General features: G+C 58.1%; 18 protein-coding genes. 12 read left to right on the forward strand and 6 right to left on the reverse strand.

Translation table 11 applies throughout. The features are described 5' to 3' along the window. Nucleotides 1-230: 230 nt before the first annotated feature. Nucleotides 231-1,763, reverse strand: coding sequence for an AmpG family muropeptide MFS transporter (locus QF043_RS04125; protein WP_058422705.1), 1,533 nt, complete (start codon nt 1,761-1,763; stop codon nt 231-233). 43 nt (nt 1,764-1,806) lie between these two features. Next, complete coding sequence (locus tag QF043_RS04130) at nt 1,807-2,169, reverse strand: MGMT family protein (RefSeq protein ID WP_307417591.1); 363 nt, start codon at nt 2,167-2,169, stop codon at nt 1,807-1,809. A 149-nt stretch (nt 2,170-2,318) separates the two neighbouring features. Here QF043_RS04130 and QF043_RS04135 point away from each other — a divergent pair, with 149 nt between their 5' ends. The 5 genes from QF043_RS04135 to groL all read left to right on the forward strand — a co-directional run bounded on the left by QF043_RS04135 (nt 2,319) and on the right by groL (nt 6,966). Beyond that, on the forward strand, nt 2,319-3,326 hold the full coding sequence (locus QF043_RS04135) for a DUF481 domain-containing protein (RefSeq protein ID WP_307417592.1): 1,008 nt from the start codon (nt 2,319-2,321) through the stop codon (nt 3,324-3,326). A 125-nt stretch (nt 3,327-3,451) separates the two neighbouring features. Further along, entirely contained in the window at nt 3,452-4,183 is a 732-nt protein-coding gene (locus QF043_RS04140; protein ID WP_307417593.1) for a HugZ family protein, read from the forward strand. Nucleotides 4,184-4,249: 66 nt separating this feature from the next. Continuing rightward, the gene (locus QF043_RS04145; RefSeq protein ID WP_016975517.1) at nt 4,250-4,726 is read left to right on the forward strand and encodes an FxsA family protein; all 477 of its coding nucleotides are present in this window, start codon (nt 4,250-4,252) and stop codon (nt 4,724-4,726) included. A gap of 247 nt (nt 4,727-4,973) precedes the next feature. Further along, nucleotides 4,974-5,270 (forward strand): co-chaperone GroES, encoded by a 297-nt coding sequence (gene groES / locus QF043_RS04150; protein ID WP_017139748.1) that lies wholly within the window; start codon nt 4,974-4,976, stop codon nt 5,268-5,270. Nucleotides 5,271-5,319: 49 nt separating this feature from the next. Beyond that, nucleotides 5,320-6,966, forward strand: a complete 1,647-nt coding sequence (gene groL / locus QF043_RS04155) for a chaperonin GroEL (protein ID WP_056858678.1) — start codon at nt 5,320-5,322, stop codon at nt 6,964-6,966. Between the two features lie 195 nt (nt 6,967-7,161). Here the strand turns inward: groL and QF043_RS04160 are convergent, their stop codons facing one another. From QF043_RS04160 to QF043_RS04175, 4 genes are all read right to left on the reverse strand, one after another. Next, a complete protein-coding gene (locus tag QF043_RS04160; protein WP_307417595.1) occupies nt 7,162-7,539 on the reverse strand; it encodes a hypothetical protein in 378 nt (125 codons plus the stop codon). An 82-nt stretch (nt 7,540-7,621) separates the two neighbouring features. Next, nucleotides 7,622-8,917: a sensor histidine kinase KdpD gene (locus QF043_RS04165; protein ID WP_307417596.1), complete on the reverse strand. Its 1,296-nt coding sequence runs from the start codon at nt 8,915-8,917 to the stop codon at nt 7,622-7,624. Continuing rightward, on the reverse strand, nt 8,910-9,605 hold the full coding sequence (locus QF043_RS04170) for a response regulator (RefSeq protein ID WP_307417597.1): 696 nt from the start codon (nt 9,603-9,605) through the stop codon (nt 8,910-8,912). Before QF043_RS04170 ends, QF043_RS04165 begins: the two co-directional genes overlap by 8 nt. A gap of 77 nt (nt 9,606-9,682) precedes the next feature. Next, nucleotides 9,683-11,632, reverse strand: coding sequence for an LTA synthase family protein (locus QF043_RS04175; RefSeq protein WP_307417598.1), 1,950 nt, complete (start codon nt 11,630-11,632; stop codon nt 9,683-9,685). A 200-nt stretch (nt 11,633-11,832) separates the two neighbouring features. Here QF043_RS04175 and colR point away from each other — a divergent pair, with 200 nt between their 5' ends. The 7 genes from colR (at nt 11,833) to QF043_RS04210 (ending at nt 19,084) form a co-directional block, all read left to right on the forward strand. Further along, nucleotides 11,833-12,516: a two-component system response regulator ColR gene (colR, locus tag QF043_RS04180; protein WP_003175870.1), complete on the forward strand. Its 684-nt coding sequence runs from the start codon at nt 11,833-11,835 to the stop codon at nt 12,514-12,516. Continuing rightward, entirely contained in the window at nt 12,506-13,786 is a 1,281-nt protein-coding gene (locus QF043_RS04185; protein ID WP_138813994.1) for a HAMP domain-containing sensor histidine kinase, read from the forward strand. The genes colR and QF043_RS04185 overlap by 11 nt, the downstream gene beginning before the upstream one ends. Nucleotides 13,787-13,974: 188 nt before the next feature. After that, entirely contained in the window at nt 13,975-14,655 is a 681-nt protein-coding gene (locus QF043_RS04190) for a class I SAM-dependent methyltransferase (RefSeq protein WP_056858673.1), read from the forward strand. Between the two features lie 4 nt (nt 14,656-14,659). After that, nucleotides 14,660-15,379: a lipopolysaccharide kinase InaA family protein gene (locus QF043_RS04195; RefSeq protein ID WP_058422710.1), complete on the forward strand. Its 720-nt coding sequence runs from the start codon at nt 14,660-14,662 to the stop codon at nt 15,377-15,379. Continuing rightward, nucleotides 15,376-15,603 (forward strand): hypothetical protein, encoded by a 228-nt coding sequence (locus QF043_RS04200; protein WP_307417600.1) that lies wholly within the window; start codon nt 15,376-15,378, stop codon nt 15,601-15,603. Before QF043_RS04195 ends, QF043_RS04200 begins: the two co-directional genes overlap by 4 nt. Nucleotides 15,604-16,151: 548 nt before the next feature. After that, nucleotides 16,152-17,522 carry an MBOAT family protein gene (locus QF043_RS04205; protein WP_307417601.1) on the forward strand — a complete coding sequence of 457 codons (1,371 nt, stop codon included), beginning with the start codon at nt 16,152-16,154 and terminating at the stop codon, nt 17,520-17,522. Next, the gene (locus QF043_RS04210; protein ID WP_307417602.1) at nt 17,426-19,084 is read left to right on the forward strand and encodes a hypothetical protein; all 1,659 of its coding nucleotides are present in this window, start codon (nt 17,426-17,428) and stop codon (nt 19,082-19,084) included. The genes QF043_RS04205 and QF043_RS04210 overlap by 97 nt, the downstream gene beginning before the upstream one ends. Nucleotides 19,085-19,125 lie beyond the last annotated feature (41 nt).

Consider the following 19,125-nt stretch of genomic DNA (forward strand, 5'->3'; position numbering starts at 1 on the left):
TGTACGGGCGGTTGTCGCTGGAGTACAGGCGTGAGGTCGTGGCGGTGTTTTTGTTGGAGTAGAGCGTGTGTGGGAGCTGGCTTGTTGTGGCGAGGGAGCTTGCTGTGGCGAGCAAGCTTGCTTGCGCTGGGGTGCGAAGCGCCCCTAACTAAGCCGACTCCAGCTTCGCTGTCGAGCGGGAGCAAGCTCCCTCGCCACAACAAGCCAGCTCCCACACTGACCGAGTTGGGTCAGTCTTCTGCGGGAGGATTCAATCGCGCCCGTCGGCTTTCCTGAAACCAGTGCAGCGCAATCAGGAACAGCGTCGGCACACCCAGCAGGCAAGTGATGATGAAGAAGTTGTGATAGCCGAACTTCTCCACCATCACGCCTGAGTAGCCACCAATCAGGCGCGGCAGCAACAGCATGATCGAGCTGAGCAGCGCGTATTGGGTGGCAGAGAACTTGAGGTTGGTCAGGCTCGACAGGTAGGCGACAAACGCTGAAGTGGCCAGGCCCGAACTGAAGTTATCCAGGGAGATGGTGAAGATCAGCATCTGCAGGTCGGGGCCCATGTCGGCGAGCATCACGAACAGCAGGTTGGTGGCCGCCGAGGCAATGCCGCCGATAAACAGGATCGGCAGGATGCCGAAGCGCACAATCAACAGGCCGCCCATACCGGCGCCGAGCAGGGTCATGATCAGGCCGAAGATCTTGCTGACCCCGGCGATCTGGTCCTTGGTAAAGCCCTGGTCGATGTAGAACACGTTGGCCATCACGCCCATCACGGTGTCGGACATGCGATAGGTCGCAATCAGCCCGAGCAGCAGCAGCGCCTGCCAGCGATAACGCAGGATAAAGTCGTTGACCGGTGTCAGCACCGGCGCCAAACCCCGGCGGCCCATGGCCGAGAGGCACAGGGTGGTAAGGATGATGTACAGGATGGCGCGCAGGAACGCGCGGTCTTCCATCAGCAGCTCCCACAGGCTCACGCCGTGGAACAGCACGCTGGCGAAATCGGTGTTGTACAGCTGGGTGAACATCGCCGGGACCGACACCAGCAGCACGATCAGCACAAAGACCGAAACAAGCTGATGCGCAAAGCTGTAGCGCCCGGCCTGCAGTTGGGTGCGCAGTGGCACATCGGGTTCACGCATGAAGAAGGTGGTCAGCAGCGCCGGGATCATCAACAGGCCGAACAGCACGTAAGTGCCGGTCCAGGCCGAGTGTTTATAGTTGAAACCGGTGGAACCGAAACCTTCGGCAAAGAACAGCGCGCCGGCGGTGGCCAGCAGTGCGGCGATGCGATAGCCGGACATGTAGCTGGCAGCCAGCGCAGCCTGGCGGCTGTCGTCGGCGATTTCCAGGCGATAGGCGTCTACCGCGATGTCCTGGGTGGCTGAGGCGAAGGCTACGATAACGGCAATGGCGATCAGCCAGGACAAGTGCTTTTGCGGGTCGCAGAAGCCCATGCCGATCAAACCGAGGATCACCAGCGTCTGGGCAAGTACCAGCCAGGAGCGACGTCGTCCCAGTTTGCCGAGCAGCGGCAGGCGCCATTGGTCGAGCAGCGGCGACCAGACCCATTTAAACGCGTAGGCCAGGCCGATCAGGCTCGCATAGCCGATGGTCTCGCGGGCCACACCGGCCTCGCGCAACCACACGGAAAGCGTCGAAAACACCAACATGTAAGGCAAGCCGGCGGCGAAGCCGAGCAACAACAGGACTAACGTCGAAGGGCTGGCATAGGCGGCGAGCGCGGCGCGCCAGGTTTTACGGGGCATGGGCTGGAGTCTGCCTCAGATTTGCGGAAACAAAGCGCGCACTCTAACCGCTGTGCTCTACCGGGCGCCAGCCATGACGCTGAATATCAACGCGATTATTCAGGATACTGACGCCTTCACTGCGCAAACGCGCACGTTGTTCGTCGCCTGAAGCACTGCCCACCGGCAGACTTATCCGACCACCGGCACCCAACACCCGATGCCAGGGCAGGCGGGTGTCCTCCGGAAGCTGGCTCAAGGTACGCCCGACCCAGCGTGCGGCCCGGCCCAGCCCGGCCAGGTGCGCCAACTCGCCGTAACTCACCACGCAACCTTCGGGCACTTGCGCCAGGGTCAGGTACAAGGCCGTGCGGCGCATGTCTGCGGGGCTTTGGGGGGCGTCTTCGGGGGAGTGGAGTGTGGGCATCGCCGCGTCTTTATTAAAGAGGTGTTTTTGTAAGAAACGTCTGTAATCATTCAGTTGAGAATTGAACTCAATATAAATCCTTGAGTCAGTCCTAGCTATCTAACACGATAACGCCCCTTTTTCGCCAATTTCGAGCCTCGAATTCGCTTATGTTGTCCAGAACCCTGCTCTGCCTCGCTGTTTTCAGTGCCTCCACGCCCCTGCTCGCCGACACCATCTGGTTGAAGAACGGTGACCGCCTGACCGGCAAGATCAAGGTCTTCGACGGTGGCAAATTGCTGATTCAGACCAACTACGCAGGGGCCATCCCGGTGGACTGGAAACAGGTCAAGACTTTGGAAAGCGACCAGGAACTGCTGGTCAAGCAGGACGCTTACACCGGAGAAAAGGCCAAATCCCTGAAAGCGGCGGAGGATGGCAAGGTCACCCTGACCAATGGCGAAGCGCCGAAAACCGTGGAATTGGCCAGCATCCAGCAGATCATCAAGCCAAAGCCTGTGATCGAAGACTTGGTATGGAAGGGCAATGTCGACCTGGCGCTGGACTACAAACGCGCCGACAAAGACACCAATGACTACGACATCGATTTCAAGACCACCGCCCGTCACGGCCAGTGGCGGCATACCGCCCAGGGCGAATACAACCGCGAGTTCCAGGATGACGTGACCACCACTGATAACTGGTCGCTGGAATATGACCTGGACCGCTTCATCACCGAGCATTGGTACTGGCAGGGCCGCCTGACCTACAAGCGTGACAAGGTTGAAGACCTGTCCCGCCAGCGCACCGTCGGTACTGGCCCTGGCTATCAGTTCTGGGACGATGAGCTGGGCGCGTTCTCCCTCGGCTCGCTGGTCAACCGCACCGATTACCAGTATTCGGACGATCGCAAGAGCAACTTCTATTCCCTGGCCATGAAGTGGAACTACAACCGCTACCTGGTGGGCAAGACCGTGGAATTCTTCACTAACGGTGAAGTGGGCAAACCGCTGGCCGGGCCGTCCGATTACTCCCTGGAGGCGGAAATGGGCCTGCGCTACAAAGTCACCGAGTGGGCCTCGCTCAACCTCAAGGCCGAGCGTGACCTCATTAATGGCGAATCGCAAAGCAGCTTGGACAAGACCCGTTACACCGCAGGCTTCGGCGTCGCTTGGTAAAGCAGCCTGGTAAGGCCAGCAACGGGCACTCTGGCAACCAGCGCCGATATTGATTACCTTGTGTTGAGATTCATTCCCATAGACGCCATAGGCTGTGGGCGGCTGAACACCCGAGGAGTCATACCGTGAGCACGCAGGTTGCCAAGAATGCCCGAGAGCTGTTGCTCAAGGAATACCGTGGAGCGCTCTCCACATTGTCCAAAGCCATGCCGGGTTTTCCCTTCGGCTCAGTGGTGCCGTACTGCCTCGACGCGCACGGCCAGCCGATCATCCTGATCAGCCGCATCGCCCAGCACACCCACAACCTGCAAAAAGACCCCAAGTGCTCGCTGCTGGTGGGTGAGCGCGAGGCGGATGACGTGCAAGCGGTAGGGCGCCTGACCTACCTGGCCGAAGCCGAAAAGCTTGAGGATGAGGCTGCGATTGAAGCCGCCGCCGAGCGCTACTACCGCTACTTCCCGGATTCGGCCAACTACCACAAAGCCCACGATTTCGACTTCTGGGTGCTCAAGCCGGTGCGTCACCGTTACATCGGCGGCTTTGGCGCGATTCACTGGGTTGACCAGCTCACCCTGGCCAACCCGTTTGCGGGCAAAGCCGAGCGCAGCATGATCGAGCACATGAACAGCGACCACACCAAGGCCATCGCCCACTATGTCGAGCTGACCGGCCTGCCGACCACCGAACCTGCGCAATTGGCCGGTATCGACAGCGAAGGCATGCACCTGCGTATCGGCCAGTCCTTGTATTGGCTGCCGTTTGCCGAATCTTGCAACACGCCGACACAAGTGCGTGAAGCCCTGGTTTCATTGGCTCACGCCGCGGTCTGGCCGAAAAAAGAAGCCGTCAGCGCTTGAATTCACGAAACGGCGACGTCATCTAAGGTGAACTGGCAAGGCATTCTTGCGTTGAGGAACCATTTGATGCGCCCTTTTTTATTGCTCTTTCTGCTGTTCCCGGTGTTGGAGCTGTTCGTATTCGTTCAAGTCAGCAGTGCCATCGGGTTTTTCCCGGCGCTGCTGTTGATCATTCTCGGCTCGATGCTCGGCGTGCTGGTGCTGCGCGTCGCCGGGCTGGCCACGGCGCTGCGTGCCCGTGAAAGCCTGAACCGCGGCGAACTGCCTGCACAGACCATGCTTGAAGGCCTGATGATGGCCTTGGCCGGTGGTCTGTTGATCCTGCCGGGCTTTATCAGCGATGTGGTCGGCCTGGTCATGCTGCTGCCGTTCACCCGCAAGCTGCTGGCCGGCAAGATGCGCCAGCGTGCCGAAGAAGCGGCGATCCGCCAGCGTGCGTTTGCCGATGACCTGCAACCCCGTGGCGGGCCGGCTCCACGCCAGCCGTTGGGGCGTGAAGGGGATGTGATCGAAGGCGAGTTCGAACACCGCGACAGCAAATAACCGCATGACCTGCACGGCGCCTTTGGGTGCCGTGTTGCTTTTGCCGCCCGGCATTCGTAAAAAATTTCCGTCGCGGCCTCTTGTAATAAGCTTATGCGCCCTTATGTAACGGTCACCGCAAGGTTTCTGGTGGCGACACCAGACAGACTTCCGCGTCTTGCTTGGCGAGGCGCGACCGGCACCGCCGGAATACAACTTGCCGGTATCGATACCGGCCGATGAAAAACACAATTAGGAGAGATCGACAATGAGCAAGCTTCGTCCTCTGCACGACCGCGTCGTAATCCGTCGCAGCGAAGAAGAAAAGAAAACCGCTGGCGGTATTGTTCTGCCAGGTTCGGCTGCTGAAAAAGCCAACCACGGTGTGATTCTCGCTGCAGGCCCGGGCAAGACGCTGGAAAACGGTCAAGTACGTGAGCTGGCCGTAAAAGTGGGTGACAAGGTTGTTTTCGGCCCTTACTCCGGCAGCAACACTGTGAAAGTCGACGGCGAAGACCTGCTGGTCATGGCTGAGAACGAAATTCTCGCCGTTCTGGAAGACTGATTCCCCGCTCATTTTCCCGTTACTACAAAGTATTTAAGGAATATCGATCATGGCTGCTAAAGAAGTTAAATTCGGCGATTCCGCCCGCAAAAAAATGCTCACCGGCATCAACATCCTGGCTGACGCGGTAAAAGCGACCCTGGGCCCTAAAGGCCGTAACGTGGTTATCGAGAAGAGCTTCGGCGCTCCGACCATCACCAAGGACGGCGTTTCCGTAGCCAAAGAAATCGAACTGGAAGACCGTTTCGAAAACATGGGCGCGCAGCTGGTCAAAGACGTTGCCTCCCGTGCCAACGATGACGCAGGCGATGGCACCACCACCGCTACCGTACTGGCTCAGGCCATCGTCAACGAAGGCTACAAGGCCGTCGCTGCCGGCATGAACCCGATGGACCTCAAGCGCGGCATCGACAAGGCGACTATCGCCATCGTTGCTGAGCTGAAAAAGCTCTCCAAGCCATGCGCCGACACCAAGGCTATCGCTCAGGTAGGCACCATCTCCGCCAACTCCGACAACTCCATCGGCGACATCATTGCCGAAGCCATGGAAAAAGTCGGTAAAGAAGGCGTGATCACCGTTGAAGAAGGCACTGGCCTGGAAAACGAACTGTCGGTTGTAGAAGGCATGCAGTTCGACCGTGGCTACCTGTCCCCGTACTTCGTCAACAAGCCTGAGACCATGGTTGCCGAGCTGGACAGCCCGCTGATCCTGCTGGTCGACAAAAAGATCTCGAACATCCGCGAAATGCTGCCAGTGCTGGAAGCCGTTGCCAAAGCCGGCCGCCCGCTGCTGATCGTTTCCGAAGACGTTGAAGGCGAAGCCCTGGCGACTCTGGTTGTGAACAACATGCGTGGCATCGTTAAAGTCGCCGCCGTCAAGGCGCCAGGCTTCGGCGATCGTCGCAAGGCCATGCTGCAGGACATCGCTGTTCTGACCGGCGGTACCGTAATCTCCGAAGAGATCGGCCTGAGCCTGGAAAGCGCCACCCTGGAAAACCTGGGTAGCGCCAAGCGCGTGACCATCTCCAAGGAAAACACCATCATCGTTGACGGTGCTGGCGTTGAGCAGGACATCCAGGCTCGCATCACTCAGATCCGTGCCCAGGTTGCCGAAACCTCGTCCGACTACGACCGTGAAAAACTGCAAGAGCGTCTGGCCAAGCTGTCTGGCGGCGTTGCAGTGATCAAGGTTGGCGCCGGTTCCGAAGTTGAAATGAAAGAGAAGAAAGCCCGCGTTGAAGACGCCCTGCACGCAACCCGTGCAGCCGTTGAAGAAGGCGTGGTACCTGGCGGTGGCGTTGCGCTGATCCGCGCTCTGGAAGCCCTGGCTGACCTGACCGGCGACAACGCTGACCAGAACGTCGGTATCGCTGTTCTGCGTCGCGCTGTTGAAGCACCGCTGCGTCAGATCGCTGCCAACTCCGGCGACGAGCCAAGCGTTGTGGTCAACGAAGTCAAGAACGGCAAAGGTAACTACGGTTACAACGCTGCGACTGGCGAATACGGCGACATGATCGAAATGGGCATCCTGGACCCTACCAAGGTGACTCGTTCCGCGCTGCAAGCAGCAGCCTCGATCGGTAGCCTGATCCTGACTACCGAAGCTGCAATCGCCGACAAGCCAAAGGCTGAAGGCGCTGGCGGTGGCGGTATGCCTGACATGGGCGGCATGGGTGGCATGGGCGGCATGATGTAAGCCAGCCTACCCGGCTACCGAAAAGCCCCGCCTGCAGTGATGCAGGCGGGGCTTTTTTGTATTCAAAAATGTAGGAGAACCAATGTGGGAGCGGGCTTGCTCGCGAATGCGGTGTATCAGTCGGTGGATTTATTGACTGACACTGCGCATTCGCGAGCAAGCCCGCTCCCACATTAGGCCCGCGCTATATCTGTCTCAACCCAATGTACGCCGCCGCAACAGCTTCCTGAAGGTCATGCCCCGTGCCAGGGTTACTTGGGCAGCCGGCACAAGTGCCACGGGTTGCGGTGCAGCAGCTTGGTCGAATGAGCCAGGGCCAGGCAGGTGCGCGAGTTTCTCAACGCCGGCGGCTCGGGGCCGCCTCCGGGGGGGTGGGGTGAGGAGCGCATCCTGCGCCGTTGGCCGACGTGCCGTATTGGCGGTGTGATCGCCGGCGTGTTTGTCTTCCATCCGTGGTGATGGCTTGTCCGTCACCGCCAGGCGCGAGGCCGACGCATTACCGGGCACGAATGCGCCGGCAACGATGCACAGCGACAGCATCAAGGTGGGCAAATGCTTCTTACGGGGATGCATGAAAGGGCTCTCCAACCGGGGATTCAGTTGGCGAGGTTACGGGCGATGGGATGGCTTGGCTGTCACAGGCTGTAACAGCGCTCTAAAGAGGGCGCAACGGCAGTACCAGGCTCATGCGTGCGCCGCCCAGCGGGCTGCGGGTTACCGACAACTCACCGTGATGCCACTGGGTTGCGCGCTTGGCCAGCGCCAGGCCGAGGCCGAAGCCACTGGGTTCGTCGCCGCCCATGGCAAGCCGCACGAAGGGCTCGAAAATCTTTTCACGGTTCTCCGCCAATATGCCGGGGCCGTCATCGTCGACATGCAGCACCACGTGCTGCTCACCCTGATAAGTGGCGCTCACACACACTCGATCACGCGCATAGGTGATGGCGTTGCTCAACAGGTTGCGCACGATCAGGTGCAACAGGGCGCGGTCGCCGATCAGTTCAAGCTGTGCAGGCTCGGTTTCCAGGCTCAATTGGCGATGGTGCCCATCCAGCAAGGCGAACTCCTGGTGCAGCCAGTCACGCAGGTTGATGGGCTCGTGCTGCAAATCAGTGGGCGCGCCGGCCATCCGCGCAAAGGCCAGGCTGGCACGAACCAGGGCTTCGAGTTCTTCGACATCGGTTTGCAAGCGCTCCTGAAGGCGTGCGCGGGTCGGCAGGTCTTCGCTTTTGCTCAGCAACGTAAGGGCGAAACGCATGCGCGCCAGCGGCGTGCGCAGTTCGTGGGAAACAGCTTGGGAGACTTCGCGATGGCGTTCGCTCATGGCGCTGATCTCCCGTGCATGCTGCTGCAAGGTCAGCAGCAACGGCGTCCATTCTTTGCCCAGGGCCGGCAGCATCACATTTGGGCTGCGTGCCAGGGTGCCCAGGCAGTGGGTGAGCGTGGCCAGGTCCTTGTTATGCCGCCGGTACGCGCGCAAACCCAAGCCCAGCAGCAGCAACACCGGCAAGCCTGCGACGCAGGCGGTGATCCAGAAAATCGGAAATTTCAGCAGGTCATTGACCTCGGCACTCCCCCACATAGGGCCGAATCGGATCACGGTATCGTCGTCCAGCGGGAAGTAACTGATGTCTTCGTCGCTGTTCAGCGCCGGCTGTTGGTGTTCGAGCATGACCATGGCTTCGGGGGGCAATTCGACGTCGTCATACGGGATCAGCGCTACCGGGTACTGGAAGTGCGCGCGCAGGATGTCCATGCGCGCTTCACGCTTTTCGGCAGGCACGCCTTTAAGCTGTTCGGCCACCAGGTAGCCTGGGCCGGCCATCAAGCGTAAAAAGCTGTCTTCGCCGACAAACACCGAGGCATTGGTGCACAGCCACAGCAGATAAAGGGTCAGGCTCGTCCAACTCGCGCCCGCCACGGCCACCATCCAGGGGCGCAGTTTAAACATGCTGGGCCGCCTGGGGGATTTCGACAAACAGGTAGCCTTGGGCCGTGATGGTCTGGATGGTCACCGGGCAGGCCAGGCTCATCAGCTTTTTGCGCAGGCGCGACACACGCATATCAATCGAGCGGTTAAGCCCGTCGTATTCCAGGCCACGCAAGCTTTGCAGGAGTTTCTCGCGGGTCAGCAACACGCCACTGTGGCGGGCGAAAATCGCCAGCAGTTCGAACTCTGCCACCGAGAACTGCAACGGCGTGCCGTCGAGCCAGGCGAAATGATTGTTGAGATCCAATCGAAACGCGCCCCACTGATAAGACGCGTTGGGCGCCTGGCGGTGACGGCGCAGCAACGAGCGCACCCTCGCCAGCAACAGCAGCGGGTCGACCGGTTTGACCACGTAGTCGTCGGCACCCACGTGGAAACCGGTCAATTGCTCGGCGTTTTCATCCAGCGCGGTCATCATCAGGATCAGCCCGGGGTAGCTGTCGCGAATCTGGCGGCACAGGGTAAACCCGTCGATGCCCGGCAACATGACATCGAGGATCAACAGCGCCGGTTTTTCCTCAAGAATGCGCTGTGCGGCGCGATCACCACGGTGCTCCACGGCGACGCTAAAACCTTCGGCGCGCAGGAACTCGGCCGTCAGCGCGGCCAATGGGCGGTCATCTTCGATCAGCAACAGGGAGTCGGACATGCAAGGGCGCCATCGCCGGAGGATGGCGCAAGTGTCACGCCCTTGCCCTGTGGTAGGCAAGGGCCAGAGCGCAGCTGTCAGCGTACGCTGATTGTGGGGGGCACTTCCTTCGGCGCCTTCCAGCTCAGCAATTGTTGTGTGTAGTCATAGCTGGCCGCTTGGTAGTAGGTGATGGCGCGTTGGATCAACGGATCATCACTGCCCACGCGTAACTCCTGGCTTTCACCCAGGGCTTGATCGTGGCGACGCAGGCCCTGGCGTGGGCTTAAAATGGCCAGGTCCTTGCCGTCAAACAGCCCCAGATACTGGTAGTTGCCGACCACCACGCGCGGTGGCAACGGGTTGTCCTGCAACAGGTTGCGGCCGAAGAAGGTCGACTCGTAGCTCAGGTTGATCAGGCCCAGCAAGGTCGGCGCAAGGTCGATCTGGCTGGCCAGTTGTGCGGTTTCCCGGGCTTCGATCAGCTTGGGGGCATAGATGAACAGCGGGATCTGGTAGTTGGTGATCGGCAAGTCTTCCTTGCCTGCGCTGCCGGCGGTGTGGTCGGCGACGAACACGAAAATCGTGTTATCGAACCAGGGTTTCTGGCGTGCCGCTTCGAGGAACTCGCCAATAGCGTGGTCGGTGTATTTGACGGCGCCGTCACGGCCTTTACCGGACTTGATATCAATGCGCCCGTCCGGGTAGGTGTAGGGGCGGTGGTTGGACGTGGTCATCAGTTGCAGCAGGAAAGGCTGCTGCTTGGCGTAGTCGGCGTCGGCGAGTTTCAGGGTTTGCCGGTAGAGGTCTTCATCAGCCATGCCCCAAGCGTTCTTAAACGAAATTTCCGCTTCAGGCACACTGCTCTGGTCGACGACCCGATAACCGTTGCCGCTGAAAAACGCGTTCATATTGTCGAAGTAACCGCGCCCGCCGTAGACGAACACGCTGTCGTAACCGACGGCACCGAGTTGCTGGCCAAGGCTTGCGAAACCGCTTTCACGGCCAATGCGCTTGACAATCGAGCGGCCGGGCGTGGGTGGAATCGCCAACGTGATCGCTTCCAGCCCACGGTCAGTGCGGGTGCCGGTGGCATAGAAGTTATTGAAGTACAGGCTTTGTTTGCGCAGCGCATCAAGGTTGGGCGTCAGGTTGTTCTCATCGCCATTGCTGCCCATGTACTTGGCGCTGAAGCTTTCGATGGTCACCAGCACGATGTTGGGTTTGCGCAATGTGCCTGGGTTGTCGATCGTGCGGCGGATATCTAGCGGGTCTGTGCCGATAAAGTGCGCATTGGGTTCGCTGAGTTCTGCGCGCAGTTGTTTGGCGACAATGTCGGTTGGCAGGCTTTTGTAGAACTGCGTGTAATCGAGTTCGTTATTGCGAAAGGCGGCAAAAAATTGGTAGGGGCCGTTGCTCGCCAATTCGTTCATATAGGCATTGCCGCCTTGGGCACGCGGGCTGTTCTGGCTGATCAATTGCACACTCAGACCGGCGGCTACCAACAGGCACAGGGCATTCAGCAAGCGCCCGCGCATTGGCGGGAGCGGGGCGTTCATCGCCGCATTGAACGGCTTGCGCAGAGCCAGGCTCACCACTATCGCCAGCATCGCCAACAAGCTGAGCAGCTTGCCGATCGGGTAGGACTCCAGCAGGTTGTTCAACACCTCCTTGGAATACACCAGGTAGTCGACGGCAATAAAGTTGAAGCGCACACCGAATTCATCCCAGAACAGCCATTCAGCGACCGCCGTGAACAGCATGGCGAATACGCTTGCGGTGAGCACCGCTTGCAGGAACCAGCGATGGCCGCGTCGGCGCCACAGCGCGGGCGGGCACAGCAGCAGGTACAGGCCCAGCGGCAAGGCGGCATACACCAGGAAGCTCAGGTCATAGAGCAAACCCACGCCAAACACCGGCAGCAAATTGCCGCCGACTTCATCCAGATGAGTGATCAGCAGCACGCTGCGGGTCAACAGGAAAATTACCAGCCAGGTTGTGGTGACGAGCAGCAGAAAACGCATAGGCGCGGTTTTGAGAAACCCCATGTCCATATTCCTTATATCGATGGGCGCGATGTTCAACCTGGCACTGTAGTTAGTGTGTGAAGCTATAGTGAAAAACTTGTTGGAATATGTAATTGGTTGAAAACCTTTATCGGCGTGGCTCCCAGGCCTATCCCTGAGCCACACTTGGCCTTAAGCTGCGCGAGCCAACAAGGCCGTTACCGCGTACGGAGACACTGCCCATGCGAATTTTATTGGTTGAAGACAACCGCGATATTCTGGCCAACCTGGCCGATTACCTGGGGCTAAAGGGCTACACCGTGGACTGTGCGCAGGACGGTTTGTCGGGCCTGCACCTGGCCGCCACCGAGCATTACGACCTGATCGTGCTCGACATCATGCTGCCCGGTATCGATGGCTACACGCTGTGCAAACGCCTGCGTGAAGACGCCCGTCGCGACACGCCGGTGATCATGCTCACCGCCCGCGACCAATTGGATGACCGGCTGCAGGGCTTCAAGTCCGGCGCCGATGACTACCTGCTCAAACCGTTTGCCTTGTCCGAGCTGGCCGCGCGCATCGAAGCCGTATTGCGCCGTGCCCAGGGCGGCGGGCGCCGTGCCCTGCAAGTCGGTGATTTGAGCTATGACCTTGATACCCTGGAAGTCACCCGCGAAGGGCGTCTGCTCAAGCTCAACCCGGTGGGCTTGAAGCTGCTCGCGGTGCTGATGCAAAAAAGCCCGCACGTACTGCGCCGCGAAATCCTCGAAGAGGCCCTGTGGGGCGACGACTGCCCGGACAGCGACAGCCTGCGCAGCCACGTTCACCAATTGCGCCAAGTGATCGATAAACCCTTCGCCAAGCCGTTGCTGCAAACGGTACACGGTGTGGGTTATCGCCTGGCCGAGGGCCGTGATGGAGTTTAAGCAAAGCCTTGCCCAGCGGATCATCATTGCCTTTGCGCTGATGAGTGCGTTGGTGGCGGGGGCCTTCGCCATGGGCATCGTTGCGACTGTGCACCTGGTGGAAGAAAAACTGATTTCGGCCGGCCTGGGCGGCGACCTGCAGCGCCTGTTGTTGATGGACAGCGTTGAGGACTGGAGCCACCGGCCCGAGCCCGACCAGCTGTTTTACTTCAGTGGCGGCCCTGGAGATTTCGAACTGCCCAAAGACCTGCGGCACCTGGAACCGGGGTTTCACGAAGTGTTCCGCGAAGCGCTGTCGTACCACGCCATGGTTGAAGTGGTGGATGGCCGACGGTATGTGTTGCTGCAAGACCAAAGCGATTTCGAAGAGCGTGAGCGCGTGCTGTTTGCCGTGGTGCTGGTGGGTTTTGTACTCAGCCTGGCGCTGGCGGTGTTCCTCGGTTGGGTGCTGGCCCGCAAGGTAATGGCGCCGGTGGTGCGCCTGGCTCGCCAGGTGCGCCATCGTGACCAATTGCTGGGCTTGGCGCCGCCGCTGGCGCCCGACTACGCCGCCGATGAAGTCGGCGAGCTGGCCGTGGCGTTCGACGCCACCCTGGGCCGCCTGCGTGCGGCGTTGTCCCGTGAGCAATTGTTTACCAGCGACGTCAGCCACGAACTGCGCACGCCCTTGATGGTACTGGCCAGCTCGTGTGAACTGCTGCTGGAAAACCCGGCCATTGACCAGCGTGGTCGCAACCAGGTGCTGCGAATTGCCCGCGCGTGTGAAGAAATGCGTGAACTGGTGCAGACTTTCCTGATGCTGGCGCGTGCCCAGCACGATGATTCCGGCATGTCGGCCCAAGTCAACCTGACCCAGGTGGCCGAAGATCTGCTCGGCATCTGGCGCGGGCCCATCGAGCAAAAAGGCCTCGAGTTGATCTACAGCCCGGGAAACCCGTTGGACACTCGCTACAACACCACCTTCTTGCATGCGGTGATGGGCAACTTGCTGCGCAATGCGCTGCACTACACCGAGCAGGGCTTTATCCGCCTGACGCTCGAACCCAGCGGCTTTGTGGTCGAGGACACCGGGGTCGGCATTCCCGAAGACAAGCGTGAAGCGATGTTCGAGCCCTTTGTGCGCGGCAGCGAGAAGCGTGGCGAAGGCCTTGGCCTGGGCTTGTCGCTGGTGCAACGCATCTGCGAGAGCCAGGGTTGGAGCGTCAGCCTGAGCACCATGGAGCCCAACGGCTGCCGGTTTCATGTCGAGTTGAGCCAGGTCAAACCCTGAGGGTGGACCTGGCCGTTATCCTGCCAGACAACCCGCTAAATCGGCGAATATGGCCCCACGCTATTGCTTGTATCTGTAAAGTCTTGAAATGTATGGGGTTGGACAGGACAAGTTTTTCACAACGGGTTGACCTGTTGATCACAGTTTGCTGCTTAAGGTTGTAGGCATCAGCTACTGGAGATCCGTTGATGTCTACCCCGATCAAGCTCGATTTTTCCGAAAAGTACGACGATCAGCACGCGCAGAATTATTTGCTCAAGCATCAGGACAATCTGGCTCGCCGGCTGTCCCACAAACGCGACGAGCAATTGGCGCGCGGCGCGTTGGCCATGGCTGGCGAGCCGGGCCTGGTGCTGGACCTGCCTTGCGGTGCCGGGCGGTTCTGGCCCTTGTTGGCGGAGAAACCCAACCGTGTGATTATCGGCGCTGACAATTCGGAGTCGATGTTGAAGGTTGCCACCGTCGCCCAGCCGGCGGAGGTGGTGAAGCGGGTACGGCCTTTGCACACGTCTGCCTTTGATATCGATTTGCCCGATAACGCGGTCGACAGTATTTTTTGCATGCGTTTGATGCACCACATTGGTGATCCGGCGCACAGGCTGGCAATACTGAAAGAATTTCAGCGGGTTACCCGCGACAGCGTGATTATTTCGCTGTGGGTGGATGGCAATTTCAAGGCTTGGAAACGCAAGCGCGCCGAAGCCAGGCGTCGCAAGAAAGGTGAGCAGGAAGGTTACCAAAACCGGTTTGTGTTACCGGCTGCTACTGTCGAGGCAGAATTTGAGCAAGCCGGTTTCCGAGTTCAGGAATCCCTGGACTTCATGCCGCTCTACGCCATGTGGCGAGTCTATGTATTGCGTAAGAGGTAACAGGATGGCAGTTGAGTGCGTATCAGGCAGTCACGTAGCTCCCGAAGAACGATTTGATTTTTTCTGGCGCCAGCAGGGCGAATGGGTCGAGGAACCCAACCGCCGACGCGGTGGTGAAAGCGGTGTGCAGCGAGTCGTGAGCCCAAATGGCCGATTGCTCTACAGCAAACGCCAGACCGGGCATATTTACCGCAGTTGGCTTCACCCGTTCGGGCGCCCGACCGTGTTGCGCGAACGTGACGCTCTCAAAGGCCTGCGTTCGCTGGATGTACGCGTTCCGGAACTGGTGTTCTGCGGCGCGCGCCGTGACCCCGAGCATCAATGGAAAGCCTTGTTGGTGACGGCGTCCCTCGATGGTTTCGACGAGATCGAAAACTGGTACGCCGCCGGTGGCCGTGAGCAGTACGGCGAGTTGGTTCACGAGCGCATGCTCAAGGAATTGGCGGGCACCCTGGCGCGCATGCACAAGGGCCGCTGGCAACATGGCTGCCTGTACATCAAGCACATTTTTGTACGCGTGACCGGCGAAGGCGACTCGGCCAAGGTGGAAGTGGCGCTGCTGGACTTCGAGAAGTGCCGTCAGCGCTTGACCGCTTATCGGGCCGCCTCCCATGACATGCTGCAATTGCGCCGCCATTCGTCGTGGAACAGTACCGACTGGGAAAAACTCAGCTACTTTTACGAGACGGCGTTTGGCAGCGCTATCAAGGGTTTAAGTAGATGAAGCTAGAAATAGCACGAGGTGTGTTCCTGGTCGGCGCGTTGGGCATTGCAGCCCTGGCGCTGGCTGCGTGGGAACAACCTCGCACACAAGTGCTCAGTGCGGCGCAGGGTAGCGGGCAATGCCTGCTGCCACGTGTTGCCAAGGTCAGTGTGGCGGCCAAGCCGGATCATGAGTTGCTGTTGTTCATGTTCGGCATGTCCCAAGGGATGAGGCCGCAGAGTTGAAGGCATCAAAATCCCCATAAAGGCCCCGCATTGCGGGGCCTTTTACGTTACGGCACACGCGGCAAAGCCAAGGGGGGGCCTGCGTTCACTTGACCGACCGTTGGTCGAAAATCCGCTTCACGAGTGCCTGACAGATAAAGGTGTCAATGCGGATTTTCCTACACGACCATAGGAAACATCCTTTGCTGGGTAAGAAAAGCCTGGCTCGCTATGGTATCTTCCCTGACCTTTTTTCCAGCGACTGGGGCTTCTCTATGCGTTTGGCGCGTTGCAGAAGGTGAAAAGGATAATCGACCGATAACGGTGGCTGAGGGAACGTGTGGATGCTGATGAAAGTTAATAACTCAAGATAAACGTTTGCAGTGGTAGAAATCAGAATAAGCCGCTAAGGCTATTAGTCGCTTTAACTGCGCGTTTTTTTGTGTTGGGGTGGGTCGATGATTTTCAGTTCTTCTATATTCATATTGGTGTATTTGCCAATAGTGTTTGCGGTTTACTTTGTTTTAAATAAGACTCGATTGGTGTCGGCCGGGAAGATATGGCTGGTATTGGCCAGTTTGTTTTTTTATGGCTACTGGAGTGTGGCGTACCTGCCGCTGCTGCTGGGCTCGATCGTATTCAACTACGCGAGCGGTTGGCTGGTCTCACCTTATACAACGGCACTGCAAAGCGCACACAGGAAAAAATGGGCGCTGGCCGGGGCGATTGCGATCAACCTTTCGCTGCTCGCCTATTTCAAATACACCAACTTCCTGATTGATAACTTTAATACCCTGGCCGGTGGCCATGTCGGGTTTGAGCAGATCATCCTGCCGCTGGGTATCAGCTTCTACACCTTCACCCAAATTGCCTTCCTGGTCGACAGCTACCGTGGCGAGGCAAAAGAATATGACTTCATCAACTATGCCTTGTTCGTCACCTTCTTCCCGCACCTGATTGCCGGCCCGATTCTCCACCACAAAGAAATGATGTCGCAGTTCGAGTCGCGGTGGACCTTGTTTGTTCGGCACAAGAACATTCTGATGGGGATCTTCATTTTCAGTGTCGGCTTGTTCAAGAAGGTCATTCTGGCCGACACCTTCTCCGTGTGGGCGGATGCAGGCTACGCACCCGGCGCGCATCACGACTTCTACAGTGCCTGGGCCACCAGCCTGTCCTACACCTTCCAGTTGTATTTTGACTTCAGTGGCTACTGCGACATGGCGATCGGCGCCGCGTTGTTATTCAATATCTGGCTGCCGATCAACTTCAACTCGCCGTACAAGTCCCTCGATATCCAGGATTTCTGGCGCCGCTGGCACATGACCCTGAGCCGCTACCTGCGTGACTATCTGTATATCCCGTTGGGCGGCAACCGTTGCTCTTCCCCGCGTATCTACATGAACCTGATGCTGACCTTCATTCTCGGCGGCCTGTGGCATGGCGCCAGCTGGATGTTTGTCATATGGGGAGCCCTGCACGGCGGCGCGTTGGTCATCCACCGTATCTGGAAGCAGTTAGGCATGAGCATGCCCAACCCGCTGGCCTGGCTGGTTACATTCCTGTTTATCAATATCACTTGGGTATTTTTCCGAGCGACCTCGATACAGGACGCGAACAACATCATTATCAAAATGTTTGATTTCGGCTCTATCACCGGTACGCCTGTCAGCGCCGTACCTACCGCCAGCCTGGCATGGGGCGGTGTGTTGTCGGACCATTTGTTAAGCGTGCTGCCACAGGGCATCGCCGTGAACGCGATTTGCTTCGCGATGATTTTGATTGGCTTCATCATCACGCCAATGAAGAACTCGTTCACGCTGACCGTTGAAGGCACCTTTGGATGGAAAAAAACCATCTGGATGACGCTGGTGTTTGCGATTGCCATGTATTCCACCCTGAAGACGACCAGCACCGTCTTCTTGTATTTCAACTTTTGATCGGTGTCGTGATGAAAAACAAAATAGCGGTATTTTTCATTTCTACCTTTCTGATCCTGATGATTTCGCCAGTGTTCAACCTGGCAACGCGTCTGCCTGGCCACACCGATGAACATGTGAAATGGTGGGAACTTTCGTTTCTCTACAACATTGATTTTGCGATGCCATTAGTGGGCGGCCTCTACAATTTGCTCGGTATCTCGATTGATCCGGGTGAAGTGCTGGTGGGCAAGGATGGGTGGTTTTTCCTTGGTGATGACTACGTAGGGTCTATTTCAGTCAAGCGAAATGGAATGACAGCGGAAGACGCCAGTACGATTGAAAAAGTGACGACTAATCAGAAAAAGTGGGAGAACTGGTTCAAGCAGCATGGCGTGAAGCAATACCGCGTGTTGATTGGCCCGGATAAGGACTCTATCTACCCGGAGTACCTGCCGGAATGGGCGGCTCATTCGCCTGATGCTGTTTCCGCACAATTACTGAAGAATGCCCCGCCTGGCGTGTATGTCGATGCGTTCAGTCCGCTATTGGCAGCTAAAGATAAAAGCCAGCCGCTTTATTTCAAGACCGATACCCATTGGAATGACCGGGGTGCATGGATCGCCTTTATGGCATTGGCGAATAATTTGAGTAAAGCCGAGCCTGCGCTCGTCTGGCCTGACGTTGCTGATGGAGACGTGGTCGCTGTCACTGACAGGGAAGGTGGCGACCTATCCAGATTTCAACGGATACAAAGCTGGACGCACGACCAAGAAGCTGTTTTGCGCTTTCGCGAAAAATTCAGCATACCTGTAGAGCGCTACGATTATGAGTCGGGGGCATTGTTGGGGACAAACAACAATCTGCCAAATCTGGCGCCCCGTCGTCCTGAGCTTTTTGCATCACCCAAAGCACTGAACAATAAAAAGGTCATTTGGCTCAGAGACTCTTATGGCATTTCGCTGTCACCCTTCATGGCGGCCACTTTTTCAAAGGTCATTCAAGTGGATCACGAATCCATCAACAGTGATGGACTGACGAAGTTGGTTGAGCGCTTCAAACCCGACTATGTTTTGTATTCTGTGGTTGAGCGAGCATCGCGAAGGGGGCTGTTTCTGACCCCGCCCGACCTTTTTGCAACCGCACCGAATACCATCGGCTTCAAGCTCGGAGCCAAGGGAAGTGTCGCGCAAACCAATGATGTAAAACCCGCTGACAAGCCGAACACCTACACCATTACCGGCGTGGACCCTTACATCATTTTTACGCTGGCGCCTCAGGTCGTTGGTTCGAAGTCACATCAGTTGGCGTTCGAGTTTGAATGTTTCAATGCCGCAGAGCCCCGAGTTCCTCTTCAGATATTCTGGTCCACACCGTCTGAGGGCATAAGTGAAAGCAACAGTGCCCGCTTCTTTGTCAAGCAAGGGACCACCTCTGTTGATCTTTCCGGAGCTCCTGGCTGGCCGACCACAGAGCAGGTCGTCAATATTCGTTTCGACATCGACAGCGCCAAAGCCTGCTCAGGGTTCTCCATCAAGAACCTGGCTACCGGTATGAACGTAGAAGCCGCCAGCAAGAAGTAACAACGTGGCTGCCGCGTTATAGGGCCATGCGTGGCCCTATA

Origin of the sequence: Pseudomonas sp. W3I7, assembly GCF_030816095.1 — a bacterium.
GTDB classification, from domain to species: domain Bacteria; phylum Pseudomonadota; class Gammaproteobacteria; order Pseudomonadales; family Pseudomonadaceae; genus Aquipseudomonas; species Aquipseudomonas salomonii.